At 70.9% G+C, this 24013-nt stretch carries 29 protein-coding genes; 10 read left to right on the top strand and 19 right to left on the bottom strand.

Features of this window, described 5'->3' with window-relative positions:
• Nucleotides 1-24: 24 nt before the first annotated feature.
• The 6 genes from M3Q35_RS00740 to M3Q35_RS00765 form a co-directional block, all read right to left on the bottom strand.
• Nucleotides 25-1269, bottom strand: coding sequence for a GGDEF domain-containing protein (locus M3Q35_RS00740; RefSeq protein WP_273939600.1), 1245 nt, complete (start codon nt 1267-1269; stop codon nt 25-27).
• A 175-nt stretch (nt 1270-1444) separates the two neighbouring features.
• Nucleotides 1445-2632, bottom strand: coding sequence for an MFS transporter (locus M3Q35_RS00745; protein WP_273939601.1), 1188 nt, complete (start codon nt 2630-2632; stop codon nt 1445-1447).
• A gap of 48 nt (nt 2633-2680) precedes the next feature.
• Nucleotides 2681-2908, bottom strand: a complete 228-nt coding sequence (locus M3Q35_RS00750) for a helix-turn-helix domain-containing protein (protein ID WP_273939602.1) — start codon at nt 2906-2908, stop codon at nt 2681-2683.
• Nucleotides 2908-3393, bottom strand: a complete 486-nt coding sequence (locus M3Q35_RS00755; RefSeq protein WP_273939603.1) for a DUF2975 domain-containing protein — start codon at nt 3391-3393, stop codon at nt 2908-2910. The genes M3Q35_RS00750 and M3Q35_RS00755 overlap by 1 nt, the downstream gene beginning before the upstream one ends.
• 51 nt (nt 3394-3444) lie before the next feature.
• On the bottom strand, nt 3445-3915 hold the full coding sequence (locus tag M3Q35_RS00760) for a GNAT family N-acetyltransferase (protein WP_273939604.1): 471 nt from the start codon (nt 3913-3915) through the stop codon (nt 3445-3447).
• 11 nt (nt 3916-3926) lie between these two features.
• Nucleotides 3927-4382 (bottom strand): MarR family winged helix-turn-helix transcriptional regulator, encoded by a 456-nt coding sequence (locus M3Q35_RS00765; RefSeq protein WP_273939606.1) that lies wholly within the window; start codon nt 4380-4382, stop codon nt 3927-3929.
• Between the two features lie 84 nt (nt 4383-4466).
• Between M3Q35_RS00765 and M3Q35_RS00770 the strand changes: the two genes are divergently transcribed.
• Nucleotides 4467-4880, top strand: coding sequence for a helix-turn-helix domain-containing protein (locus M3Q35_RS00770; RefSeq protein ID WP_273939607.1), 414 nt, complete (start codon nt 4467-4469; stop codon nt 4878-4880).
• Here the strand turns inward: M3Q35_RS00770 and M3Q35_RS00775 are convergent.
• The 3 genes from M3Q35_RS00775 to M3Q35_RS00785 form a co-directional block, all read right to left on the bottom strand.
• Nucleotides 4867-6198 carry an MFS transporter gene (locus M3Q35_RS00775; RefSeq protein WP_273939608.1) on the bottom strand — a complete coding sequence of 444 codons (1332 nt, stop codon included), beginning with the start codon at nt 6196-6198 and terminating at the stop codon, nt 4867-4869. The genes M3Q35_RS00770 and M3Q35_RS00775 overlap by 14 nt on opposite strands.
• Nucleotides 6199-6215: 17 nt before the next feature.
• Nucleotides 6216-7685: an NAD-dependent succinate-semialdehyde dehydrogenase gene (locus M3Q35_RS00780; RefSeq protein ID WP_273939609.1), complete on the bottom strand. Its 1470-nt coding sequence runs from the start codon at nt 7683-7685 to the stop codon at nt 6216-6218.
• A 224-nt stretch (nt 7686-7909) separates the two neighbouring features.
• On the bottom strand, nt 7910-8710 hold the full coding sequence (locus M3Q35_RS00785; RefSeq protein ID WP_273939611.1) for an IclR family transcriptional regulator: 801 nt from the start codon (nt 8708-8710) through the stop codon (nt 7910-7912).
• 86 nt (nt 8711-8796) lie between these two features.
• Between M3Q35_RS00785 and fae the strand changes: the two genes are divergently transcribed.
• From fae to M3Q35_RS00810, 5 genes are read left to right on the top strand one after another with little or no spacing between them, the layout of a single operon-like run.
• Nucleotides 8797-9300, top strand: coding sequence for a formaldehyde-activating enzyme (gene fae / locus M3Q35_RS00790; RefSeq protein ID WP_273939612.1), 504 nt, complete (start codon nt 8797-8799; stop codon nt 9298-9300).
• Entirely contained in the window at nt 9297-10409 is a 1113-nt protein-coding gene (locus tag M3Q35_RS00795; RefSeq protein WP_273939613.1) for a mandelate racemase/muconate lactonizing enzyme family protein, read from the top strand. The genes fae and M3Q35_RS00795 overlap by 4 nt, the downstream gene beginning before the upstream one ends.
• Nucleotides 10406-11884: an aldehyde dehydrogenase gene (locus M3Q35_RS00800; protein WP_273939614.1), complete on the top strand. Its 1479-nt coding sequence runs from the start codon at nt 10406-10408 to the stop codon at nt 11882-11884. Before M3Q35_RS00795 ends, M3Q35_RS00800 begins: the two co-directional genes overlap by 4 nt.
• A 10-nt stretch (nt 11885-11894) precedes the next feature.
• On the top strand, nt 11895-12800 hold the full coding sequence (locus M3Q35_RS00805) for an NAD(P)-dependent oxidoreductase (protein WP_273939615.1): 906 nt from the start codon (nt 11895-11897) through the stop codon (nt 12798-12800).
• Nucleotides 12779-13918, top strand: coding sequence for an iron-containing alcohol dehydrogenase family protein (locus M3Q35_RS00810; protein ID WP_273939616.1), 1140 nt, complete (start codon nt 12779-12781; stop codon nt 13916-13918). Before M3Q35_RS00805 ends, M3Q35_RS00810 begins: the two co-directional genes overlap by 22 nt.
• Here the strand turns inward: M3Q35_RS00810 and M3Q35_RS00815 are convergent.
• The 3 genes from M3Q35_RS00815 to M3Q35_RS00825 all read right to left on the bottom strand — a co-directional run bounded on the left by M3Q35_RS00815 (nt 13912) and on the right by M3Q35_RS00825 (nt 16421).
• Entirely contained in the window at nt 13912-14304 is a 393-nt protein-coding gene (locus tag M3Q35_RS00815) for a hypothetical protein (RefSeq protein WP_273939617.1), read from the bottom strand. The genes M3Q35_RS00810 and M3Q35_RS00815 overlap by 7 nt on opposite strands.
• A gap of 40 nt (nt 14305-14344) precedes the next feature.
• Nucleotides 14345-15388 (bottom strand): Gfo/Idh/MocA family protein, encoded by a 1044-nt coding sequence (locus M3Q35_RS00820; RefSeq protein WP_273939618.1) that lies wholly within the window; start codon nt 15386-15388, stop codon nt 14345-14347.
• Between the two features lie 88 nt (nt 15389-15476).
• On the bottom strand, nt 15477-16421 hold the full coding sequence (locus M3Q35_RS00825) for a helix-turn-helix transcriptional regulator (RefSeq protein ID WP_273939619.1): 945 nt from the start codon (nt 16419-16421) through the stop codon (nt 15477-15479).
• A 59-nt stretch (nt 16422-16480) separates the two neighbouring features.
• Here M3Q35_RS00825 and M3Q35_RS00830 point away from each other — a divergent pair, with 59 nt between their 5' ends.
• Nucleotides 16481-17149 (top strand): alpha/beta fold hydrolase, encoded by a 669-nt coding sequence (locus M3Q35_RS00830; protein WP_273939620.1) that lies wholly within the window; start codon nt 16481-16483, stop codon nt 17147-17149.
• Nucleotides 17150-17296: 147 nt separating this feature from the next.
• Nucleotides 17297-17656, top strand: a complete 360-nt coding sequence (locus M3Q35_RS00835; RefSeq protein ID WP_273939621.1) for a YciI family protein — start codon at nt 17297-17299, stop codon at nt 17654-17656.
• On the opposite strand, the gene M3Q35_RS00840 is transcribed toward M3Q35_RS00835, so the two are convergent.
• Both M3Q35_RS00840 and M3Q35_RS00845 read right to left on the bottom strand, forming a co-directional pair.
• Nucleotides 17601-18515, bottom strand: a complete 915-nt coding sequence (locus tag M3Q35_RS00840) for a hypothetical protein (RefSeq protein WP_273939623.1) — start codon at nt 18513-18515, stop codon at nt 17601-17603. The genes M3Q35_RS00835 and M3Q35_RS00840 overlap by 56 nt on opposite strands.
• Nucleotides 18516-18525: 10 nt before the next feature.
• A complete protein-coding gene (locus M3Q35_RS00845; RefSeq protein ID WP_273939624.1) occupies nt 18526-19143 on the bottom strand; it encodes a TetR/AcrR family transcriptional regulator C-terminal domain-containing protein in 618 nt (205 codons plus the stop codon).
• Nucleotides 19144-19236: 93 nt separating this feature from the next.
• Between M3Q35_RS00845 and M3Q35_RS00850 the strand changes: the two genes are divergently transcribed.
• Nucleotides 19237-20163, top strand: coding sequence for a quinone oxidoreductase family protein (locus M3Q35_RS00850; RefSeq protein ID WP_273939625.1), 927 nt, complete (start codon nt 19237-19239; stop codon nt 20161-20163).
• Here M3Q35_RS00850 and M3Q35_RS00855 read toward each other — a convergent pair.
• Nucleotides 20160-20585: a MarR family winged helix-turn-helix transcriptional regulator gene (locus M3Q35_RS00855; RefSeq protein WP_273939626.1), complete on the bottom strand. Its 426-nt coding sequence runs from the start codon at nt 20583-20585 to the stop codon at nt 20160-20162. The two genes, M3Q35_RS00850 and M3Q35_RS00855, sit on opposite strands and share 4 nt — an antisense overlap.
• Nucleotides 20586-20595: 10 nt before the next feature.
• A complete protein-coding gene (locus tag M3Q35_RS00860) occupies nt 20596-21435 on the bottom strand; it encodes a LysR family transcriptional regulator (protein WP_273939627.1) in 840 nt (279 codons plus the stop codon).
• 70 nt (nt 21436-21505) lie between these two features.
• Between M3Q35_RS00860 and M3Q35_RS00865 the strand changes: the two genes are divergently transcribed.
• Complete coding sequence (locus M3Q35_RS00865; protein WP_273939628.1) at nt 21506-22366, top strand: NAD(P)H-binding protein; 861 nt, start codon at nt 21506-21508, stop codon at nt 22364-22366.
• Here the strand turns inward: M3Q35_RS00865 and M3Q35_RS00870 are convergent.
• Genes M3Q35_RS00870 through M3Q35_RS00880 form a run of 3 tightly spaced genes read right to left on the bottom strand, consistent with a single transcriptional unit; the run spans nt 22363 to nt 24013 of the window.
• Nucleotides 22363-22659, bottom strand: a complete 297-nt coding sequence (locus M3Q35_RS00870) for a DUF1905 domain-containing protein (RefSeq protein WP_273944214.1) — start codon at nt 22657-22659, stop codon at nt 22363-22365. The genes M3Q35_RS00865 and M3Q35_RS00870 overlap by 4 nt on opposite strands.
• Nucleotides 22659-23207, bottom strand: coding sequence for a DinB family protein (locus M3Q35_RS00875; protein ID WP_273939629.1), 549 nt, complete (start codon nt 23205-23207; stop codon nt 22659-22661). The genes M3Q35_RS00870 and M3Q35_RS00875 overlap by 1 nt, the downstream gene beginning before the upstream one ends.
• Nucleotides 23204-24013, bottom strand: coding sequence for a DinB family protein (locus tag M3Q35_RS00880; protein ID WP_273939630.1), 810 nt, complete (start codon nt 24011-24013; stop codon nt 23204-23206). The genes M3Q35_RS00875 and M3Q35_RS00880 overlap by 4 nt, the downstream gene beginning before the upstream one ends.

A 24013-nucleotide genomic window follows, 5' to 3' on the forward strand; every position in this document is an offset into this window, starting at 1 on the left:
CCCGCACGACCGGCACCACCGCGGTCAGATCGACGGCGGCGCGAGGCGGACGCGGTCGCGGCCCGCGGCCTTGGCGGCGTAGAGGGCGGCGTCGGCGGCCAGTTGGAGGTCGGAGAGGCTGGCGATGCCGGGGCTGGGGTAGCGCGCGCCGCCGATGGAGACGGTCTGGTCGGTGACCTTGCCGTCGGACGGGATGTCGACGACGAGGGAGCGGACCCGGTGCCGCAGCCGCTCGGCGATCTCGTGCAGCTCCTCGGGGCCGACATCGGGCAGCAGGATGGCGAATTCCTCGCCGCCCCAACGACAAGCGGCGTCGTAGGAGCGGACGGCGTCGGTGATGGCGTCGGCGACGGCGCGGAGCACCTGATCGCCGGCGAGGTGGCCGTGGGTGTCGTTGAGCCGTTTGAAGTGATCGAGGTCGAGCATGAGCACGCCGAGCGAGGTGCGCTCGGCCTCGGCCCGGGTGAAGGCGCCCTCGGCGATCTGGTGCCACCAGTTGGGCGTGTACAAGCCGGTCTTGCCGTCGGTCTGGGAGGCGCGGCGGAACTGCGGCAGCAACACGCTGCGGTGCAGGGCGTAGAGGCCGATGACCACGCCGATGAGCAGCCGCGGGTCGTACTCGACGAGCCCGGCGGCGGCCAGGCCGATGCCCATGGCGCCGGCCTCGAGGACCTGCTCGCCGAACTCGCCGACGATCTGGCCGGCCCGCAGGTCGGGCGAGGAGACCAGGATGGCGCCGAGGATGAGGGAGTAGTTGATCAGCCACCGGAGCAGGGCGGCGGCCAGGATGAAGCCGATGCCGATCCAGCCGGTGGGGATGCCGGGGTGCGGCCCGGGCGCGGCCAGCAGCAGCACGGCGGAGGCCTGCGTGGCCAGCAGCACGGTCGCGGCGCTGAACACCCACTTGTACAGCGGCCGCCGGCCACGCCAGACCCGGAACCACACGTAGGTCTGGGTGAACACGACCAGCGCGGTGGCCAGCGGCGCGGGCAGGATCAGCACGGCGGTGAAGTGCCACACCGTCAGTCCGTCGACGAACGGACCGGCTCCGGAGGCCAGCTTGCGGGCGCGCTCGATGGACCGGGACAGCTCGATGTGGGCGATGACGCAGCCGGCGAGGATGCCGAGGCGGATCCAGTCGGTGGCCGTGACGGGTAACAGCGCGGCCGTCGACCCGGTCGCGATCAGCGCCAGGGCGTCCACGACCAGCACGTACGCCAGCACGTGCCGAGGCGTGGTCCACACCTCGAAGCCGCGGACCCATCCCACGCAAGCAGGGTAACCGACTGGCGCAGCCGGAGTCTGCGCTGGTAGGAGACCATATGAACCGCACCCGGTTGGCCCAGCGTCTCTAGGGCACCCGCCTTGTCAGCGAGGAGGTGAGCGGCAATGCGTGAGAACACCTGGCGTGAGAACACCTGGAAGTGACCCGTTCGGCGGATTCTCAGCTCGCCGCGCGTCGCCAGGCAACACCGGCGGCGACGGCGGCGACCACGCCGGCCGCCCCCGCCAGTCCGACCACGGCGGCCGGCGTGAGGATCTGCGCCAGCAGGCCCGCCAGCACGATGCCGAACCCCTGCGCGGCCTGCATCGCCGCGCTGGCCAGGCCGATCGCCTGCCCACGCGACGCGTCCGGCACGCGTTGGACGAACGTCCCCTGCACCACCATGTCGTGCGCGCTGGCCAGGCCCGACACCGCCCACAGCACCGCCGACACCGCCAGCACGGGGGCCCAGGCGCTCGGGATCAGGACCGCGCAGGTCGCCACGGTGAGCGGTGCCATCAGCCGTAGCCGCAGGTCGGGGCGCAGGCTCTTGAGCCAGATCATGCCCACGATCGAGCCCGCCGGCACCGCCGCCAGCAGCCAGCCCACCGCCGCCGTGCCCTGGCCGAGCTGCGCCGCGTACGGCACCGCCAGCGACTCCGGCACCACGTAGAACCCGTTCACGCAGGCGATCGCCACCAGCGCCCGGAGCTGGGGATCCTTGGCCACGACGCGAAGCCCCGCCTTGAGCCGCGTGCGGTGCCCAGCCCTCGGCGGCCGGTGGCTCCGGACGCCGATCTGGATCAGCAGCGCCGACAGTGCGAACGTCGCCGCGTCGATCACCAGCGTCGTCGAGGTGCCGAGGTACGTCACCAGCGTCGCCCCGATCGCGATGCCGCCGACCAGGCCCAGCTGGTCGGTCGTGCGCATCACTGCCAGGCCCGCCATGTACCGGTCGCCGTCCAGCACCGCCGGCAGCACCGCGTTGCGGGCCGCCGAGAACGGCGCGTACGGCAGCTGCACCAGGCACAGCAGCACCACCAGCACCGCGATCGGCTGCCCCGGCACCACCATCAACGCCACCAAAGCCGCTCTGGTGGCGTCCGCCGCCACCATCACCGACCTTCGGTCGAACCGATCCGCCAGTCCCGCCAGCAGCGTGCCGCCGACCAGGTTGGGCAGGATCGTCATCGCGTACGTCAGGGCCGTCCAGGCCGGCGAGTGCGTGCGGTCGTACACCAGCACCGACAGCGCCACCCGGGCCAGCTGATCGCCGATCCTCGACTGCGCGTGGGCCAGCCACAGCACGCGGAACTGGCCCACCGCCGCCACGTCCCGCCATCGCGCCGCCGCTACCCCGCCCGCCACCTCGACACAGTGACACAAAGCCGTTCGGCGCACGAAGTAGCCGGCCGGTCACGCGATCGACTCTTCGACCTCCTCGGCTTCCCAGCGGAGCAGGTCGCCCGGCTGGCATTCGAGCACGTCGCACAGGGCGGCCAGGGTGGCGAAGCGGACGGCCTTGGCGCGGCCGTTCTTGAGCACGGCCAGGTTGGCCGGCGTGATGCCGACGCGGTCGGCCAGCTCGCCGACGGACATCTTGCGGCGGGCCAGCATCACGTCGATGTCGACGACGATCGGCATCAGATCACCTCGTCCAGCTCGGCCCGCAGCTGCGAGGCCTCGACGTCGCGGGCGACGGCCTTGGCCAGCAGCTGGCGCAGCACGAACACGATCAGCGCGACACCGAGGATGGCCAGGCCGATGCCGGCCATGATCACGCTGACGCCCGGGTCGTCGCGCTGGCCGGGGGCGTTGATGATCGTGACGGCGAACCACACCAGGGCGGCCGCCACGATCGCGCCGATCACGACGTCCACGTATCGGAAGGCCGCGTGGGAGAACACGGTGCCGCGGCGCACCATCGCCACCAGCCGCCACACGCAGAACAGCGTCACCTCAACGGTGATCAGACCGATGATCGTGACGATCCGGAACTGCGTCAGCGGCAGCGACCCGTCGTCCGGCTTGGTGAACATCGCCCACACCATCAACGCCTGCACCAGCACGGTGCCGACGAACACCACCGCCAGCACGACGCGCAGCGCGTGCACAGCCACCTTGCCCATGGCCCACCCCTTCGATCGACTTCCGATGGGAATCTATCGAAAGTCGATAGGCTAGGCAAGGTGGGGAGCGGTGAGGTCCAGGCGCAGCACCGGTTCCCCGTCGTCGACCTCGCCGGTCGGCACGAAACCGTACTTCCGGTAGAACGGTCCCGGGCCGTCCTCGGCCGGATGATGGCTGGTCAGCAGCTCCGTCGCCCCGTCGGCCCGAACGAGCGCGACGACCGCGTCGAGGATCGCGGTCCCGTAGCCCAGTCCCTGGAACCGCCCGTCGACCAGCAGTCGCCACAGGTAGTACGGCCCCAGGATCCCCGGCCGTCCCGGCGGCACGTTCCAGCTCAGCATCACGAACCCCACCGGCTCGTCGCCCGCGTACACGGCCCGAAACCACGGCTCCGCCTCGGGAATCGCCGCCGCCTGTTCCAGCGACCGCGCCACGCCCGTCACGAACCGTTCCTGCCCGGGATGCACGCGCAGCGCGCAGACCGCCTCCCGGTTCGCGTCGGTGATCTCCACCAACTGCACTTCGGTCCCCCTCAACAGGTGCTGATCCGGTCCAGGATCCGCTGGCAGACGCGTTCCAGCGCGGCGATGTCGTCCACGGAGTCGATCACCAGGTCCCGCACCCGGTCCACGTGCGCGGGGGCGATCGAGGTCAGCAGGCACTGGCCGGCGTCGGTGAGGATCACGTTGGTGGAGCGGCGATCGGCCGGATCGGGCTCACGTCGGACGAGCTCGCGCCGCTCCAGCCGTCGGACCAGGTGCGACAGCCGGGACAGCTCGGCGTTGGCCAGATCGGCCAGCGCGGTCATCCGGCAGGTCCGCGCCGGCTGGTCGGACAGCCGCGCCAGCACGTAGTACTCCAGGTAGCTGACCTGCCCGTCCTGCTGAAGCTGCGGCTCGAGCGCCGCGGGCAGCCGGGCCAGCACCCGGTTGAACGCGGTCCAGGTGGCCAGCTGCTGTTCGTTCAGCCAGCCGCGGGTGGGGGTCACGGGCAGACCCTATCCGATCACTTGAATGTTCATCTTTTCGTTGCTAGGTTCACGTGAACATTCAAGTAACGCATGGGTGATGACATGCCACTGTCCGCAGTCAGACCACCGATCGGTGCCTGGGAAGAGCACGCCATCCGCTCGCTCGCGGACGGCGCCGGCGCCAACGCCTGGGCCCGCCGTGCCCAACTGGTGATCGCGGCCTGGCGCGGCGGCTCGGTGACCTCGATCGCCAGCGACGCCGGCCTCACCCCGCACACCGTCAAGCGCTGGCTGGCCACCTTCGACGAGCAGGGTGTGCCCGGCCTGATGGCGCAGCCGGGCTCCGGCCGCCGCTCCCGCATCAGCGATCACGACCGCGACCGGATCGTCGCGGTCGCCATCCAGCGTCCGTGGACGCTGGCCGCGCTCGCGGAGGCGGTCCGCGCCGAGGGCATCCGCCTCAGCGCGGGCCAGCTCCGCAAGATCCTCATCGCCGCCGGCGTCAACTGGCGCTGACCGGCGCCTTGTGAGCCGCCCGCACCGCGTGGCTGAGGTCGAGGCCGGTCGTCTCCGGCGCCAGGAACTGCGACACCAGGCCGCCGATGGCCAGCACCGCCGCGCCGATCAGCAGCGTGAACCCGACGCCGACCTCGGTCAGCGCGACCGGCAGCAGGAAAGTGCCGATCGCCGCGCCGACGCGGCTCATCGCGGTGGCGAAACCGACGCCGGTGGTGCGGATCGAAGTCGGGAACACCTCCAGCGGGTACACCGCGGTCAGCGCGCTGGACGCCGCGTTGAGGAAGGAGAACACCAGGAAGCAGATCACCACGACGGCGATCGGCGCATTCGGCCAGATCCCGACGACCGCCAGTGCCACGGCCGTGATCCAGAACGGCGGGATCAGCAGCTTGCGCCGCCCGATCCGTTCCACCAGCAGACAGCCGACGGCCACGCCGAGCACCGCGAAACCGTTGCTGGCCAACGAACCCGCCAACGCGTCAGCGCCGAGACCGAGCGCGGCCAGCACCTGCGGGTAGAAGGTGCTGATCGCGAAGTACGGCAGCACAAGGCAAGCCCAGAACGTGCTGGCGAAGATGGTGCTGCGCAGGTGCTCCCGGGTGAACAGGGCCCGCAAACTGTTGCGGGGCTCGGCATCCGCGACCTCGGTGTCGACGTCGACGTCCATGCCGAAGCGCTCGATCAGCGCCTCCGCCTCGGCCCGTCGGCCCTTGCTCAGCAGCCAGCGCGCCGACTCCGGGATGCCGCCCCGCAGCGACACACAGATCACCGCGATCACGGTGCTGCTGGCCAACGTCCACCGCCACCCGTCCGGCACGTCGACCAGCGCGTAGCCGACGGCGAAGGCGACCATGTAGCCGACGTACCAGCTGACCTCCAGGCTGGCCAGCAGCCGGCCGCGGTTGGCCTTGGGCGCGTACTCCGACAGCAGCGGCGCGCCGATCGCGTACTCGCCACCGATCGCGATGCCCATCAGCAGCCGGATCAGGAACAGCTGCCACGCGTCCTGCACGAAGAACTGGGCCACCGAGCCGACCAGGAAGATCAGCATGTCGGTGAGGAAGACGATGCGGCGGCCGTAGCGGTCGGCGAACCAGCCGAACAGCGGTCCGCCGACGAAGATGCCGACCAGCGCGGACGAGCCGATCAGGCCGACCATCCAGGCCGACATGTGCAGCGCCGTGGTCACGGCGGGCACCACCGCGCCGAGGCCGCCCAGGATGTAGCCGTCGATGCCCTCGCCGACCTGGGTGGCCAGGGTGAGCTTGAGGCGGACGCGGGCGGTGGCTCTGTCGGTGCCGGGCTTCGTTGCCATGTGGCGATCCTGTTCTGTCAGGGGATGTTCGGCCAGTCCACAGCGATGTACTTCGTCTCGAGGAAGGCGTCGATACCCTCGCGCCCGCCCTCTCGCCCCAGTCCCGACTGCTTCACGCCGCCGAACGGGGCGGCGGGGTCGGAGATCAGCCCCCGGTTCAGTCCGACCATGCCCGCGTCGAGCCGGTCGCCGATGCGCAGCGCCCGCTCGAGGCTGCCGGAGTACACATAGGACGCCAGGCCGTGCTCGGCGTCGTTGGCCCGCTTGAGCATCTCGTTCTCGTCCCGGTAGGTCAGGATCGGGGCCACCGGGCCGAACACCTCGGTGCGCAGCAGCTCGGCGTCTTCCGGGACGTCCGTGAGCACGGTCGCCGGGAAGTACCAGCCCGGCCCGTCCGGCGTCGGTCCCTGGGCCGCCACCTTGGCCCCCTTGGTGATCGCATCGTCGACAAGGCCCCAGATCTTGGCCACCGCGGCCTCGTTGATCATCGGACCGAGCTCCGTGCCCTCGGCCAGACCGGGTCCGATCCGGACGGACGCCATCGCCGCGCCGAACTTCGCCGTGAACTCGTCGGCCACGTCCTCGTGCACGTAGAACCGGTTGGCGGCAATGCACACCTCGCCGCCGCCGCGCATCTTGGCGTCCATCGCGCCGCGTACCGCCGAGTCGATGTCCGCGTCCGGGCAGACGATGAACGGCGCGTTGCCGCCCAGCTCCATCGTCACGTTCACCACGTGCTCCGCCGCCTGGCGTAACAGGATTCGGCCCGTCGCGGTCGATCCCGTGAACGAGAACTTGCGCACCCGGTCGTCCCGGAACCACACGTCGGCCACCTCGGCCGCGCGGTCGGTCGGCAGCACACTGCATACACCATCCGGCAGACCGACTTCCTTGAGCAGCCCCGCCACCGCCAGCGCCGTCAGCGGCGTGTCCGGCGCCGGTTTGAGGATCACCGTGCAGCCCGCGGCCAGCGCCGGCGCGATCTTCCGGGTCGCCATCGCCGCCGGGAAGTTCCACGGCGTCACGAAAGCCGTCACACCCACCGCTTGTTTCCGTACCAGGTGGCGGAATCCGCCCGCCGGCGCGTCGCCGAAGCTCGACCCGATGCGCACCGCTTCCTCCGCGAACCACCGGAAGAACTCCGCCGCGTAGAACACCTCCGCCTTGGCGTCCCGGTAGGCCTTGCCGTTCTCCAGCGTGATCAGCCGGGCCAGCGCGTCCGCGTGGTCGCGCATCGCCGCGTGCATGTCGTGCAGGATCTCCGACCGTCGCCGCCGCGACGTCGTCCGCCAGCCGTCGAGCGCCTCTGCCGCCACGTCGACCGCTTCCGCCGAGTCCCGCGGGCCCGCCGCCGACACCTCCCGGATCACCGCACCCGTCGCCGGGTCGGTCACCCCGTACGTCCGCCCGTCGGCCGCCGCCCGCCACTCGCCGGCCAGGAATAGATCCCCGCTTCCCGACGCCTTGGCGATTCCGTCAACGTCCATGGCCGGGAATTGTCGACCCGGAAAAGAGGGGGAACAAGGAATCGAGGGAATTCGAAACCCCAGTTGCGCTGAGGGCAACCCCCGCGAGTCCCGCTCTCCGGCACACCGAGTCCCGCTCTCCAGCACATTCGAATGTCACATGCGCGTCGTACTTGCCTCCCTGAGGCACATCCGGACCGCATGTGCCGAATGCTTGGGGGTGGTGCGTGGGTGGGAGAGCGGGGTCAGGTGAGGCGGGCTTGGGTCGGGCGGGCGGGCCGGGCCTCCCAGCCCATCTGGGCCGAGACGGTGCCGGCGGCGGCCGCGGTGATGCGGCCGGCCTCGTCCAGGCGGGAGCTCAACCGCTCGGCGGGGGCGGAGACGTTCAACGCGGCGACGACGCGGCCGCGGAAGTCGCGGACGGGGGCGGAGACTCCGACGAGGGAGTCCTCGAACTCCTCCCGCACCCGGGCGTAGCCGTCGCGGCGGGCCTCCTGGATGCGGGCCCACAGGTCGGCGTGCGTGCGCACGGTGGAGTTGCCGGCGGCGATCTCCACGCCGGCGGGGAAACGCACGTAGAGGTCGTCGGGGGTGGAGTCGAGCAGCAGCACCCGGCCGGCGGAGGTGCAGGTGACGGGAACGCCGCGGCCCTCCCAGCCATGGGCCCGGAAGGAGTGCCCGGAGACGGAGAGCAGGGTGAGCACGAGGCGGTCGCGAAGCACGCAGAGGTGCACGGTCTCCTCGAGGTCGGTGGAAAGACCCCGCATGATCGGCTCGGCCACCCGGACCAGGCGGTTCTCGACGGACCGCGCGACGAGGGAGAACAGCCGCCAACCGAGGCGGTACTCGAGGGTGTCGGGATCACGCTCGACGATGCCCTCGTCGGCCAGGGCCTTCAACGCCCGCGACACCTGGCTCTTCTCCCGCCCGACGAGCTGCGCCAGCCGCACGACGCCGAGGCCGCCGGCCCGCTGGGCCTCGGCGGAGCCGAGCGCCTCCAGCAGCTCGATGTCACGGCGCAGGCCGTGGCCCTGGTGGCGTTCCATCCGATCAGACTAGGGCGGGTTGGCGTGAGCGCAACCGTCATTGCGATTTCTTGCTCACCCGAACATGCCGTCCTAAATTCGGATTCATGATTCTCATCGGCGAATCATTCGTCGGCGACGGGGCGAATGCGGCGCACACGAACATCGTGCTCGGCAGCTTGGACGGACCGGTCGCCACGGCGTGGGCGACGGCGCTGGCGACACCGAGCGCGGGGCACGTGCCGTTCGTGACGGTGCTGCGGCCCTCGGTCCCGGTCAAGCCGTTCACGTTGTTCGTCAGCAAGGCGGCGCCGGCGGGGGAGCTGCACGAGCGGGCGATCTGGGGTTCGGCGCAGGCGGGCCTGGCCCAGGGCGTGGCCGACGCGGTGGCGCGGCGACTCCTCGAGAACCCGGACGAGCTGCTGATCATCGCGGCGGTGTGGGTGAACCCGGCGGTACAGGACCTGGACGAGTCGTACCGCAACCAGCGGGACGCGGCGTTCAACGCGGTCAAGGCGGCCGTCGAGGGCACGCCGACCGTCGACGACGTGCTGAAGGCGGCCGAACAAGGCGCGTACAACCCGTTCTACACACCTGGGGACCGCGGATGAAGATCACCGACATCACGCTGGAGCGGCTGCGCCTTGAGCTGGACCCACCGCTGCGCGCGGCCTGGGACCCGGAGCCGCGCACCACGTTCGACGCCACGATCGTCCGGGTTCACACCGACGAGGGCGTCACCGGCATCGGCTCGGGCGACACCATGGACGGCTTCGCCGCGTTCAAGGACCTCTTCCTCGGCCAGGACCCGCTGGACATCGTCCGTCACGTCAAGGCGATCGAGACGGCCAACTTCCACGGCGGCTACTACTGGCCGCTGGAGGTGGCGCTCTGGGACATCATCGGCAAGGTCGCGGGCCTGCCGGTGGCCACGCTGCTGGGCAACGCCCAGCGGTCGGTGCCGGCCTACGCGTCCTCGGCCGAGCTCAAGCCGCCGGCCGAGCGCGTGCAGACCGCCTTGCACGCCAAGGAACTCGGCTTCCGGGCGATGAAGATCCGCATCGACCGCGACCGGGCCGATGACGGCGTCCGGGCGGTCGCGGCGGTGCGGGAAGCGCTGGGCAGCGGCTTCGAGATCATGGTCGACCTCAACCAGTCCTGGCGGATGGCCGGCGACACGGCGGCCGCGTCCGACCTCGCCACCACCCGCAGGCTGGTCCGCCGGCTGGCCGAGTACGACGTGTTCTGGGTCGAGGAACCGTTGCCGTACAACGATCTCGACGGTTTCAAGACGCTGAGGGCGGAGAATCCGGGCGTGCGCATCGCGGCCGGCGAGATGCAGCACTCGCTGCCCGAGCTGCTGCGCTACCTCGAACACGACGTGCTGGACATCTACCAGATGGACGTGGTGCTGGCGATCGGCATGCACCGGGCCCGCACGCTGGCCGAGCTGGCCCAGCTCAAGCACCGCCAGTTCACCCCGCACAGCTGGACCAACGGCATCGGCGTGCTGGCCAACCTGCACGTGGCCGCGGGCGTCGGCGGCGGCCCGTACTTCGAATTCCCGTTCGACCCGCCGGGCTGGACCCCGCGGCGCCGCGACTTCATGCTGGCCGAGCCGGTCATGGTCAACCGTGCGGGCGAGCTGGAAGTGCCGCAGACTCCCGGACTGGGCATCGAGCTGGACGAGGACGCCGTGCGGCGGTGGAGGATCGGATGAACCACGAGTACTGGCTGATCGCGGCGGCGAAGATCGAGCCGGAGACCCGCCCGCACATCGGCGGCCGGTTCGTCGACGCCCGGTCGGGGCTGACCTTCGACAGCGTCTCGCCGCGTGACGGGAGCGTGATCGCGCGGGTTTCCGCCGGTGGCAAGGACGATGTCGACGAGGCCGTGCGCGCGGCGCGGGCGGCGTTCGACAGCGGGGTGTGGCGCGAGCTCCCACCCAAGGAGCGCAAGCGGATCATGCTGCGCTGGGCCGAGCTGATCATGGAGAACGCCGAGGAGCTGGCGCTGCTGGACACGCTGGAGATGGGCAAGCCCATCGGCGAAGCCATCCGGGTGGACGTGACCAAGGCGGCGGAGACGATTGCCTGGTACGCCGAGACGATCGACAAGACGTACGACGAGGTGGCGCCGACGCCGGGCGACGCGCTCGCGTTGATCACCCGCGAGCCGCTGGGCGTGATCGGCGCCGTGGTGCCGTGGAACTACGCGCTGCTGATCGCGTCCTGGAAGCTCGCGCCGGCCATCGCCACCGGCAACTCGGTGGTGCTCAAGCCGGCCGAGCAGACGTCGCTGGCCGCGCTTGTGTTGTCCCGCTTGGCTTCCGAGGCCGGCCTGCCCGACGGTGTGCTGAACGTGGTGCCGGGCCTCGGCGAGGTGGCCGGGCAGGCGCTCGGCCGCCACCCGGACGTCGACAAGATCGCGTTCACCGGCTCGGCCGAGGTGGCCCGGCTGTTCCAGGTGTACGCGGGGGAGTCCAACGGCAAGCAGGTCGCGGTGGAGGCCGGCGGCAAGTCGCCGCAGCTCGTGCTGCCGGACGCGGACCTCGCCGCCGCGGCGGCGGCGATCGCCTGGGGCATCTTCTACAACGCGGGCCAGACCTGCAACGCCGGCTCCCGCGTGATCGTGCACAACTCCGTGCGGGACAAGCTGATCGACGAGATCGTCAAGGTCACGAACGCGACGTTCAAGGTCGGCGATCCGCTCGACCCGGACACCGTGATGGGGCCGATCGTCGACTCCGCCCAGCTGGCCAAGGTTCTCGGCTACGTGCGCACCGGGGTCGCGCAGGGCGCCAGGGTCGTGGTCGGCGGGGATGTGTTGGACGGCAACTACATGGCGCCGACCGTGCTGGCCGATGTGTCCAATCAGGACACCGTCGCCCGTGAGGAGATCTTCGGCCCGGTGCTGGCCGTGATCGGCTTCGACGGGGACGCCGACGAGGGCGTGCGGCTGGCCAACGACACCGACTTCGGCCTGGCCGCGTCGGTGTGGACCCGGGACATCGGTGTCGCGCACCGGATCGCCAAGCGGTTGCGCGCCGGCACGGTGTGGGTCAACACCTTCGACGCCAGCGACGTGATCACCCCGTTCGGCGGCTTCAAGGCGACCGGCGCGGGCCGGGACAAGTCCCTGCACGCGCTGGACGCCTACACCGCCGTGAAGACCACCTGGATCGACCTGACCTGAGGGGCAGCAGATGAGAATTGGCTTTGTCGGCCTGGGCAACATGGGGCGACACATGGCGCGGCACCTGATCATGGCCGGCCATCAGGTCACCGTGCACGATGTGCGGGAGAAGGCCGCCGAGGAACACCTCGCGCTGGGGGCGGCGTGGGCCGCCACCCCGGCCGAATGTGCCGCCGCGGCAGAGGTTTTCATCACGATGGTGCCGACGCCGCGGGTCGTCGAGGACGTGATGCTGCGGGCCGGCGCCGCTGCCGCGCTGCCCGGGGGCGCGCTGTGGGTCGACATGTCCACGTCCACCCCGGCCGCCGCCGAGCACGTCGGCATCCGCCGGCTGGACGCCCCGGTCAGCGGCATGGCCCGCGGGGCCGAGGCCGGCCTGTTGCAGATCTTCGTCGGCGGCGACGCCGAGGACTTCGCCCGAGCGCTGCCGCTGTTCCACGTCATGGGCGACCCGTCGAAGGTGCTGCACGTCGGCGGCCTCGGCGCCGGCTACACCGTGAAGCTGATGATCAACCTGCTCTGGTTCTGCCACCTGGTCGCCACGTCAGAGGTGCTGGCCATGGGCGTGAAGGCCGGCGTCGACCTGGGCGTGCTGCGGGACGCGCTGCTGGCCAGCCCGGCCGCGTCGAACTTCCTGGAGAGCGACGTGCTGTCCGTGCTCAACGACGGCGACTACGACGACTCGTTCGCGATGGCCTTGGCGTGCAAGGATCTCGGGCTCGCCGTCGACCTCGGTCGGGATCTCGGCGTTTCCTCCGAGCTGTCCGCGCTGGTCGAGCAGATCTTCCGCCGGGCACGAGCCCAGTACGGCGACCTGGCCGGCGAGATGAGCCCCGTCCGGCTGTACGAAACCCTGGCCGGCAAGCAGTTCCGGCTGACCGAGGGAGGCGAGCCGTGTCTGGTGCCGGCGGTCTGAGCATCGAGCCCACCGCCCGCGTCGAGTTCGGGCCGGGCGTTGTCCAGCGACTGCCCGAGTTCGTCGACACGCTGGGGTTCACCCGCGCTTTTGTCGTCACCGACCGTGGTCTTCGCGCGGCCGGCATCGTCGACCGGGTCGTGAAGATCCTCGACGCAGCCGGCGTGGAAACCGCTGTGCACGACGACATCAGCCCCAATCCGTCCACTGTGGAGATCGACCGGGGCGCGGCCCGCGCCCGCGACTTCGGCACCGCGGTGATCATCGCCCTTGGCGGCGGCTCGCCGCTGGACGCCGCCAAGGGCATCTCCCTCCTGGTCGGCAACGCTTCGTCGACCGCGGCCGACGCCGACACACTGTGGGACGCCGAGCCCGGGCTGCCGCTGATCGCCATCCCCACGACGTCGGGCACCGGGGCGGAGACCAACGGCTTCGGCGTCATCGAGGACACCCATGCCCGGCGCAAGGTCTACATCGGACACTCGTCGGTGCAACCCCGGATCGCCGTGCTGGATCCGGAGCTGACTGTCGGCCTGCCGGCCAAGGTCACCGCCGCCACGGGAATCGACGCACTGGTCCACGGCGTCGAATCCCTGTCTTCCCGTGGCGCCAACGCTTTCTCCCGGGCTTACGCCGCTCAGGCCGTCACCTTGGTCAGCCGCTGGCTGCCCGTCGCCTACCGTGACGGCTCCGACCTGGAGGCCCGTTCGCAGCTCATGCTCGGCGCCCACCTGGCCGGCCGGGCGCTGACCATCTCCGGACTCGGCCTCGTGCACGGCATCGGGCATGCCCTCACCGCCCACACCGGCACGCCCCACGGCGTCGCCCTTGCCACGGTGTTCGAGGAGGTCATGCGGTTCAGTCTCGTCGAGGCCGCCGACGCCTACGCCGAGGCCGCCCGGGCCATGCAGGTCACCCCCGACGCCGACGCCGCCATCGACTCCGTCCAGTTCCTCTGCGCTGTCGTCGACGTCAAACGTCCGCTACGCGATCTTGGTGCCACACCGGAGTTGTTGTCCGCCATGGCTTCCGCGGCCGTTGCCGACGCCGTGACCAAGAACAGCCCGAGGCTGCCGTCGGAGTCCGAGGTGCTGGAGATCCTGCGGGCGGTCTACTGAAGGGCCGTGACCAGGCGCTCCAGGATGTCGATCAGCTCGTCGGTCGGGATCTCGGCGGTGAAGACCACCCCGGCGTGCTCGGGATGCGCACGGAGGTGGTCCTCCCGCCAGAACTGCGCGGTGATGGCGGTGTTGTCGCCGTTGCGGTAGAGGTACGACTGCACGTTGTCGGTGGTCGGACCCCAGCTGAGGGCGTGGTGTTCCGAGTCGTTCAGGCCGTCCAGGGTGCCGGCGACCGACAAGCGGAACTGCGGCACGTAGACCGTGTTGTCGTCACAGGTGAGCCACTGGCCGGCGACCCACAGGTCGACGCGGCGCAGGTCCGGCCCGTCGGGATCGCCGACTTCGGCCGCGAAGGTGTTCTTGTCACCGAGGAGTAGGGCCACCGTGGCACGATGCCAGCCGGTGGCCCGATCCACAATCCACTCAGTGCCAGGGTTCGTCGTCCACCCGGGCGGTGAGCCCGCTGTTGGCGGCCTCGTCGATGGCCAGGGCGATGCGATGGTCCTGGAGGCCGTCGGCCAGGGGATAGGGCGCCGGCCCCTCGTCGCGGACCCAGCGGCCCATGTCCTGCACCAGGGTGGCGATGGCGATCTCCTCGTCGTTCCACCGCTTGCCCTGGTACGGATTGCGGTACAGGACCTCGTCGCCGAAGGTGATGTGGTCGGTGTCGTAACCGTCCAGGTCGAGGTCGTAGCCGGTCTGCCGGCGCACGATCTCGCTGCGCACAATGGTCTTCGGGCCGACCAGCCGCACGACCTCGTTGTCCCGCAACTCACCCAGCGTGCCGCGGACCAGGATTCGGCGCATCAGCAGCTGGTTGTGCCACTGGTTGTCGGTGAAGTCGTACAGGCCGAGGCCGCCGCCGTCGAATTCGACGGTGGCGATCACGGTCGCGGCGTCCTTGACCTCGGCCGGCTCGGCCCAGCCGTCCCGGGTGAGGGGATCGGTCAGCCGGGCGATGGTCCGCACGGCCCGCACATCGGCCCGCCCCCGACCGATGCCCAGCAGGGTCCGCATCAGCGACACGGCGTGGTACTGGTGCGTCGACGACACGTCCACCCGCGTCGGCTCGCCCAGCACTCCCTTGTGTACCAAGGCAACCCGCGCGGCATGCGACGGCATCCGGGTGTACTGCTCGGCCACCTGCACCAGGCCGGTCGACCCGACACGGGCCCACAACGCCCGCAGCCCGTCCAGGTCCGGGGCCGGCGGCGTCTCGGCCAGCACCGGCACGCCGGCGTCCGCCAGCTCCGCCACCACCGACGGCGTCACCGCCCACGGCGTGGCGGTCACCACGAAGTCCGGCTTGGCCGCCAAACACTCGTCCAGCGTGCGGAATACCGGCACCGGCAGGTCGCTCTTGCTCCGGGACACCACGCCGACGCAGTCCAGGTCGCCCAGCTCCGCCGCCAGCCGCCAGAAGAACTCGGCCCGCCAGCCCGTGCCCACGATCGCGAATCCACTCACGCACCCATCCAACCACCGGCCTGTAGGTCGGGCGTAAGACGTCAAGCGGTTATGGGTCTTACGGCGCGATGCCCAGGCCTTCGACCTATCACGGCAACAGCGCGGCGGTCAGGCGGGCGACCAGCGTTTCCATGGCCGCCCGGAGCTCCGGGCCGCCTTCCACCCGGAACGGGATCGACACGGTGGCCAGCCATTCCTGGGCGTACATGGTCGGATTGCTGGTGCTGCCGATGAGCACGCAGCCGTCGTCGAGCGGCTCCAGCCGGCCCATCGGGCCGCCGATCCACGGCGCGACCTGCGCCACCGGCCGGTCGAACCGGACCCGCGTCTCGTACTGCCAGCCCGAGCCGAGGTTCTCCTCCAACGACGCGACCGGATCCAGGTCGGCCGGCGGCACGAACGACTGCTCGGTCGGCACCAGCTCCCGGATCCGGTCGATCCGGTACGTCCGCACGGCGTCGGCCCGATGCGAGTGGCAGAGCAGGTACCAACGTCCATGCCGGACGACCACTGCCCACGGATCGACCTCGGTGTGCCACTCGTTCCCGGCCTCGCTCCGGTACGTGACCTCCACTCGCCGGCTTGCCGCGACGGCCGCGACCAGGGCACTCGTGGTGGCCGGGTCCGGCCTTGCGGCGCTTCGATCCGGCGCGGCCGAGGCGTGATCACGCAGCGCGGCCGCCTGTCGGCTGATGCCCTCCGGCAGCGCCCGGATGACCTTGCCCAGCGCGCCGCCGAGCATGTCGTCGCCCGGCGGCCCGTCGAGCACGGCCATGACCAGCACCAATGCCTCGGCCTGGGTGAAGACGATCGGCGGCAGCTTGAGGCCGCGGCCGAGCCGGTAGCCGCCGTGCGGGCCCCGCGTCGACTCCACCGGGATGCCGGCCTCGCGCAGGATGCTGACGTAGCGCCGTGCCGCCCGCTCGGTCACGCCCAGCCGCATGGCCAGCTCGTCGGCCGTGGTGCCGGGGCGATTCTGGAGGATCTCCAGGGTCCGCAGGGCCCGTGCGGTGGGGCTGATATCCGTGCTCACACCAGCAGGCTAGGGGAACCGGCAGTAGAACGTCCGGAATTGGTCCTACGGTGCCGCGCATGGACATCTTGCTCACCGCCGGTCTGTGGCTCGACGGGTCGACCGTCTGGGACGACGTCGTCGCCCACCTCGACCACCCGGCCGTGCCCGTCGCCCTGCCCGGCCAGGGCGACGGCAACACCGTCGCCACCCTCGCCGACCAGCTCGCCGCCGTATTGTCCGCAGTGGACGCCGCCACGGAAAAGCCCATGGTGGTAGGGCATTCCGCCGCCTGCACGCTGGCTTGGCTGGCCGCCGACGCCCGGCCCGGGCGCATCGCCAAGGTCGTGCTCATCGGCGGCTTCCCGACCACCGGCGGCCAGCCGTACGCCGAGGTCTGCGAGATCCGCGACGGCGTGATGGCCTTCCCCGGCTGGGCGCCGTTCGAGGGGCCTGATGCCGTCGACCTCGACGAACCCACCCGGCAGCGGATGGCCGCCGAGGCCATTCCCGTCCCGGCCGGTGTGGCCAGTGGCATCGTCCGCTACACCGACGAGCGCCGCTTCGACGTGCCGGTCACCGTGATCTGCCCCGAGTTCAGCCCCGCGCAGGCCCAGAAGTGGATCGACGCCGGCGAGATCCCCGAGCTGTCCGCGGCCAGGCACCTGGAGCTGGTGGACATCGACTCCGGGCACTGGCCCATGATCACCCGGCCGGCCGAGCTGGCCCGGCTGCTCGACGCGAGCTGACCGTTTTGCCAGCACAGCGGCGGTTCTTCTGCTGAGATCCGGTGGTGGGGCGGACCCGTTCGATTTGCTTGCGGAAACGTGTCGATCGGGGGCGGGGCCGTTCGACGCGTTCGTGACAAGGCAAGGACGACAACAGGGAGCACCACGATGCGGTTCCTCATGATGCACCGGATGGACGAGAGCCTGCCCGAGGCCTGGAACCCCAGCCAGGAGTTCATCGAGAAGATGGGCGCGATGATCCAGGACTGGACGGCGCGCGGCATCCTCATCACCGCCGAGGGAGTGCACCCGTCGGCCAAGGGCGCGCTGGTGCGCAAGACGAGCGCGGGGGCCATCGGCACGACCGACGGGCCGTTCGCCGAGGCCAAGGAGGTCATCGGCGGCTTCGCGCTGATCAACGCGGACGACCGTGAGCAGGCCGTGGCCTACGCGCGGGAGTACGCCGCGCTGTTCACCGAGATCGAGGTCGAGGTGCGGCAGGTCGTCGAGTTCGCGGACTTCCAGTAGGACCGTCGCCGGGCCGGCCGATCGGGGCCGGCCCGCAGGTCGCGGCGAGCACGAGGCCGGCGAGGACGGCGATCAGCGACACGACGGCGTACGGCGGACTGATCTCGCCGTGATTGCTCAGCGCCAGACCGGACGGCCCCGAGGTCACGGCGACGCCGGCGCCGAGGAAGATCAGCACCCGGTTGCGGGTCGGGGCGACGGCGGCGATCGCGCCGGCCAGCACCAGGATTCCCGTGGCCACCAAGAAGGTTCGCTGGGTGACGGTGTCGAAGCCGGCGGGGCCGCCCCAGGCCCGGCCGCCGACGGACCAGAGGATCATCGCGACGGCGTAGACACCGGCGGCCGTGGCGGCAACGACGGTCGGACGGGCCACCGAAGTCCGTTGTGGACTCAGCACGCCCGGCCAGCGCTCCTCGGCGTAGCCGACGAAGCCGACGAGCAAGGCCAAGCCCTGCAAGACAAAGCCGCCGTCGACGCAGGCGTAGACCCAGCCCTGCAAGCCGTTGTCGGCCGGCGCGGGCGAGCCGCCGGTCACCGCCTGCACGGCCAGACCGACCGGTACGCCCAGGGCGATCGGCGCCAGCAGTCCGACGCCGAGCCAGATCGGGCCGGCGATCAACAATGCCGGAATCCGCTGCCCCCAACGCATGCACAGCGCGAGGGCGAGGACGACCGCCACCACCTCCATGCCGGCGGTGATCAGGTCGCCCAGCAGGTGCCGGGTGTCCAGCAGTTCCGCCGCACCGGCCGGCGTGCTGGCCCCGACCGGGACGCCGGCCAGCCAGATCGCCTTCAGCACCAGGTAGGGCAGGCCGGCGGCGATCGTCACGACGCACGCCGACCGGCGAGCCAGGCTCATGGCCGGAAGGCTAGCGATCCGGTCCGGCGGGTGTGGGCGTTTCGGCGCGAATGCCCGTGACGATCAGACGTAGGCCGTGTTCGAAGTGCTCGTCGGGATGCGGCGCCGGCACGAACTCGATGGCCGCCGCGAGATTCGGGTACGGCGAGACGGCGGCGGTCAGCCGTTCGGGGCCCTCGCCGGCCGACGCGAGCTGGTGCTCGATCGTATGGGCCACAACGTGATACGTGACGGTGTCGGCCGTCCAGGCGGCATCACGGGGCGACAGGCCGGCCTCCAGCAGTGCGCCGATCATCGCGTCGCCGTAGGCCAAAGCGTTGGGTAGCGGGAAGAAGACGGCGGAATAGACCCGAGCGCCGTCGCGGCGACTGAGCAACGCCCGTCGCAGACGTCGGGCGAGGTCGGTGACGCGGACGTCCCACGGGCCGGCCGGCACGGCGGCGACGCCGGCCAACAGCTCGTCGGCCATGGCCTCGAGCAGGGCGCTCTTGCTGCGGAAATGCCAATACGTGGCCCCGTTCTGCACGCCGAGCGCGGTGCTCAGCCGGCGCATGGTCAGCTGGTCCAACCCGACCTCGTCGAGCAGGTCGAGCGCGGCGGTCAGCACCTGCTCGCGATTCAGCCGCACCGGAGCCCTCCTAACACGGTTGACGACGCGGACCAGTATGCCGCACACTTCAACGGCGTTGAAGTTCAACAGTGTTGAAGTCAGGGGGTGGGCGTGAAAAGCATCGTTTTCCGCAGGCACGGCGGGCCCGAGGTGCTGGAGCTCGACCGGACGGCGCGACCGGAGCCGGCTGAGGGCGAGGTGTTGGTCGAGGTGGACGCGATCGGCGTGAGCCTGCCGATCGTGCGTCTCAGCCGGTCGGAAAGCGCCGAGCTGCCGCACGTCCCGGGCGGTGAGGTCGTCGGGCGCGTCGCCGCAATCGGGTCCGGTGTCACGGGGTTTGACCTGGGACAACGGGTCGCCGGCCTGGCTTTCACGGGGGCCTACGCCGAGTTCACCCGCGTCGCGGCCCCGTTCCTCGCGCCGGTGCCGGACGGCGTCGACGACGCGGCGGCGGTGTCACTGGTCCGAGGCGGCCAGGTCGCGCTCGGCACGCTGCGGGCGTCGGCGATGCAGCCGGGCGAGAGCGTGCTGATCACCGCAGCCGCCGGGGCGGTCGGCCACCTGGCGATCCAGCTGGCCAAGGCGTTCGGCGCGAGCCGGGTCGTCGCGGCGGTCAGCGACACGAGCAAGGCCGACTTCCTACACGGCATTGGCGCGGACGAGGTCATCCGTTACGACCAGACCACTGAGGCGCCGGTCGACGTCGTACTCGACGGTGCCGGCGGCGAGGCGCAAAACGCTGCGCTGCAACAACTTGCCCCGTTCGGACGGCTGGTGTCGTTCAACGCGGCCGGGGAGAAGGTCGACGTCAACGAGCTGCGCTTCCACGGCCGCAGCATCATCGGCTTCGCCATGGCGCACCTCGCCGCGAAACGTCCCGAGGTCTACACAAGGCATCGTCAGGAGCTGTGGGACCTCCACCACCAGGGCGCGCTCAAGCCGGCGATCCACGCCACGCTGCCGTTGGAGCAGGCGGCCGAGGCGCATCGGATCATGGAGACCAGGGCCAACCTCGGCAAGATCGTACTGACGCCCTAGATCCCCTCGGCGATCCGTTCGATCAGCGGCACGACCGAGGCCAGCAAGGCCAATTCCTCGGGGGAGAAGCCGGAGCCGAGGGCGGCGGCGAGGTGGCGGGCGTGGTCGGCGCGCCTGCGGCGCAACACTTCCCGGCCGGAGTCGCTGACCGACATGATGATCCGACGGCCGTCGTGCGGGTCGTTGCGCCGCTCGACCAGGCCCCGCTGTTCCAGCCCGCCGAGCGTGATGGCCATGGCCTGCGGCGTGATCTGCTCCGACCGGGCCAGCTCCGCCGAGGTCGTCGGCCCGCCACGGTCCAAACGCGACAGTGCGGACCGCTCGGGCAGCGTCAGCTCACCGGACGTGGACGCCTGGCGCAGCCGCCGCGCGAGCAGACTCACGCTGTCCTGCAACGCTGCGGCCAGATCGTCGACGTCCATGCCGGCGAGCCTAGCCTGCCCGTACGGCTTGGGTTTCGGCCACGGCGACCGCCGCGCGCACGAAGGCCGCGACGGCCGGGGAGCGGGCGTCGCGCGGCCACGCGACGGTGAGGGTGAGCGGCGTGAGGTCGACGACGGGCCGGTAGACGATGCCGGGGCGGGAATGGCGGCGCGCAACCGATTGCGGCGGATACCAGACGACGCGGCCCAGTTCGACGAGGCTGAAGATCTGGGCCAGGTCCAGCTGCCGCCCGGCCGCGACGTCGCTCGGACCCGGACGGTCGGCCAGGTCGGCCAGGCACAGGGTTTCCCGTGCTGCCAACGGATCCATCACGGACAATGCCACCAGGCAGGGCTCGGTGGCGATGGGCTCGAAGTCCAGGTCCCGGTCGTCGAATGGGGCCGGGATGAGCGCGACGTCGACGCGGCCGTCCCGCAATGCGGGGGCCTGCTCGTCGCGCCCGCCGAGATGCACGGACACCGGCATGGCGGCCGGATCCTGCTCGTACCGGGCCAGGATCTGCGGCAGCAGCCCGGCGTCGTAGTCGGCCTTCAACGCCAGTCGGAGCCCCGGTTCCGCCCGCCCGGCCTCCTGCGTACGCCGGCCGGCGGCAGCGACGGCGTCCAGGGCGGCCCGGCCGTCACGGAGCAGCACTTCGCCGGCACGCGTGAGCGACACCTGCCGGGTGGTCCGTACCAGCAGCTGCACGCCCAGCTGCCGCTCCAGCTCCCGGATCGCCCGGGACAGCGGCGGCTGGGCCATGCCCAACCGCTCGGCCGCCCGCCCGAAATGCAGCTCCTCGGCGACGGCGACGAAGTAGCGGAGCTGCCGCACCTCCAGGTCACTCATATCCCCACGGTATCAATGGCAACCGGATTGGTCATTCCGTTTACCCGAGAACCCCGCTTGACTTCAGGACATGATCGTTGTGACCACACCGACCGGCGCCATCGGCAGCAAGCTCGTCCGCACCCTGCTCGACCACGACAGCTTGGTCCGGGTGATCGTCCGCGACCCGGCCCGCCTGCCCGACGAGATCAGGGACCGGATCGACGTCATCCCCGGCACGCACGCCGACCCCGATGTCGTCGACAAGGCGTTCGCCGGCGCGGACGCGGTGTTCTGGCTCGTCCCGCCGAACGTGCGGGCCGAGAGCCTCGACGCCGCCTACCTCGACTTCACCCGCCCGGCCGTGAAAGCCCTTGCCGCCCAGGGAGTTCAGCGCGTGGTCAGCGTGTCGGCCCTCGGTCGCGGCACGCCGTGGGCCGACAGGGCCGGCCTCGTCACGGCGTCGTTGCGGATGGACGACCTGCTGGCCGGCGCCGGCACGCGTTTCCGGGCGCTGGCGCTACCGTCCTTCATGGACAATGTCCTGCGCCAGAAAGCCGCCATTGTCGACGAAGGTGTGTTGCGCGACCCGCTGGACCCCGATGCCAAGCACCCGACCGCGTGCACCGCGGACTTCGCCGCCGCGGCCGCCCGGCTGCTGCTCGACGACACGTGGACCGGTCAGGGCAGCCAGGCCGTGCTCGGCCCGGAAGACCTGTCCGGCAACGACAAGGCGGCCATCCTGGCCGAGGTCCTCGGCCGGCCCGTCCGCTACGAGATGGTCCCGCCGGACGCCTTCCGGGCCGGGCTCAGCGGCTTGTCCGAGGCCATGATCCACGGCTTCTACGACATGATGATCGCCAAGCGGGCCGGCATGGACAACGCCGAGCGCCGCACGCCGGAAACGGCCAGTCCCACCACCTTCCGGGACTGGGCCGCGACAGTGTTCTAGGCCGGCACCGCGTTCACCGCAAGGGAAAGGTCGACGACCATGCCCTCGTCGACCTCCTCGGCCCGCCGCACCTTGGCCTTCAGCGGCACGATGTACCGGCCGTCCTTGGGAAACAACGACGTCTGCCAGGTCGTGTCGCCGAGGGTGACGGTCGCGGGCACGCACCCCCAGCCGTACGACACCGCGGCCGACACCTCGTGCAGCTCCCGGCACTGCTCCTCGGGCATGGTCACGAAGTAGAACGGCGACGGCCCGCGCCAGTGCCAGATCTCGCCGCTGAAGCGGAACTCCATCACGGGGCGTCCTCCCCGACGCGCCCGTCGATCGTCTCGCGGATCAGGTCGGCGTGCCCGGTGTGCCGGGCGTACTCCTCGATCATGTCGGTGAGCAGCCGGCGCAGGCTCGGCGTGCCCCAGCCGGGGAATTCGTGCCCCTTGGCCCGGTCCAGGCCGCCGTCGGCCAGCGCCTCGGCGACGAGTTGCCGCGAGCGCGAGACGGCGGCGCGCCAGTCCGTCCAGGTCTGCTCGACGTCGCTGTCCGGACCCCATTCCCAGTCGGAGGCCCATTCCGCGGGGGTGGGGGCCGGGCCGCCGTTGAGCTTCCACACGAAGGTCGACGCCTCGCAGCGGGTCAGGTGCCGCAGCAGCCCGCCGAGCGTGATCGCCGACGTGCCGACACGGGTCGACAGGGCCGTGGCGTCCAGGTCGGCGCACTTCCAGGCCAGCGTCCTGCGGTTGCGTTCGAGGGTGCCGACCAGCGTGGCCAGCTCGTCGCCGTCCACCGGCGGCTCGGCTTCCACGCCGTCGAACAGGACGTCCTCGAAATGCGCGGTCTCGGTCATGCCGACACCGTAGGACCAGTTCCGGACGATCCGCTGCCGGAATTCAAGGCGGTCAGATCCCGTTCGGCGTACAGCCGGTGCTCCCACTCCTCGTTGAGCACGGTCAGCAGGCACTCCCGCACCGGGAAGCTGCGCCCGGCCGGCGGCCAGCCGACACCGTCGACCGGCTCGGTGTCGCCGGCCAGGAACTCCTCGGTCAGGTCGTCGACCAGCTCGCGCACCGTGGCCATCCGGTCCCGCCGCAGCTCCAGCACCTCGTCCAGCGACGGCCGCACGGCGCGGTCACGGGGCACGCCCGGGGTGTCCGGCATCTCGTCCCATGGCAGGGAAAGCTCGTGCCACGGCGCCGGCTGGCCGAGAATGCCGCGGTATATCCAGCACTCGGTGGCGAACACCAAGTGCCGCAACGTTTCGATGAACGACCACTCGCCGTCGACCGACTCGTGGAGCAGCGCGGGGTCGACGCTGCGGGCCCGTTGCACGGTGCCGTCCCACAGCCGTTCGACGGTGTCCCAGGCGAGGCGGAAACCGGCCGGGTCGGTCGGCCGCATCTTCGCCCGATCGGGGTACCGGCGGTCCAGTTCGGCCTCGACCAGCGGGCCGATGTCGACCCCGTTCACGGTGACGCCGACCAGCTCGCCGGTGATGTCCACATTGCACAGTTCCAGGCCGTGCAGGGTGGCGTCCTTGACCAGCGCGCCGCGGATCCGCACGTCGGTCAGGTTCACGGCACGGAATTCGGCCCCGATCAGCCGGACACGCTCGAACCGGGAGCCGCTGAGGTCCTCGCGGATGAACTCGGGCAT

It is taken from the genome of Kutzneria chonburiensis (assembly GCF_028622115.1).
In the GTDB taxonomy this organism is placed as follows: Bacteria; Actinomycetota; Actinomycetes; order Mycobacteriales; family Pseudonocardiaceae; genus Kutzneria; species Kutzneria chonburiensis.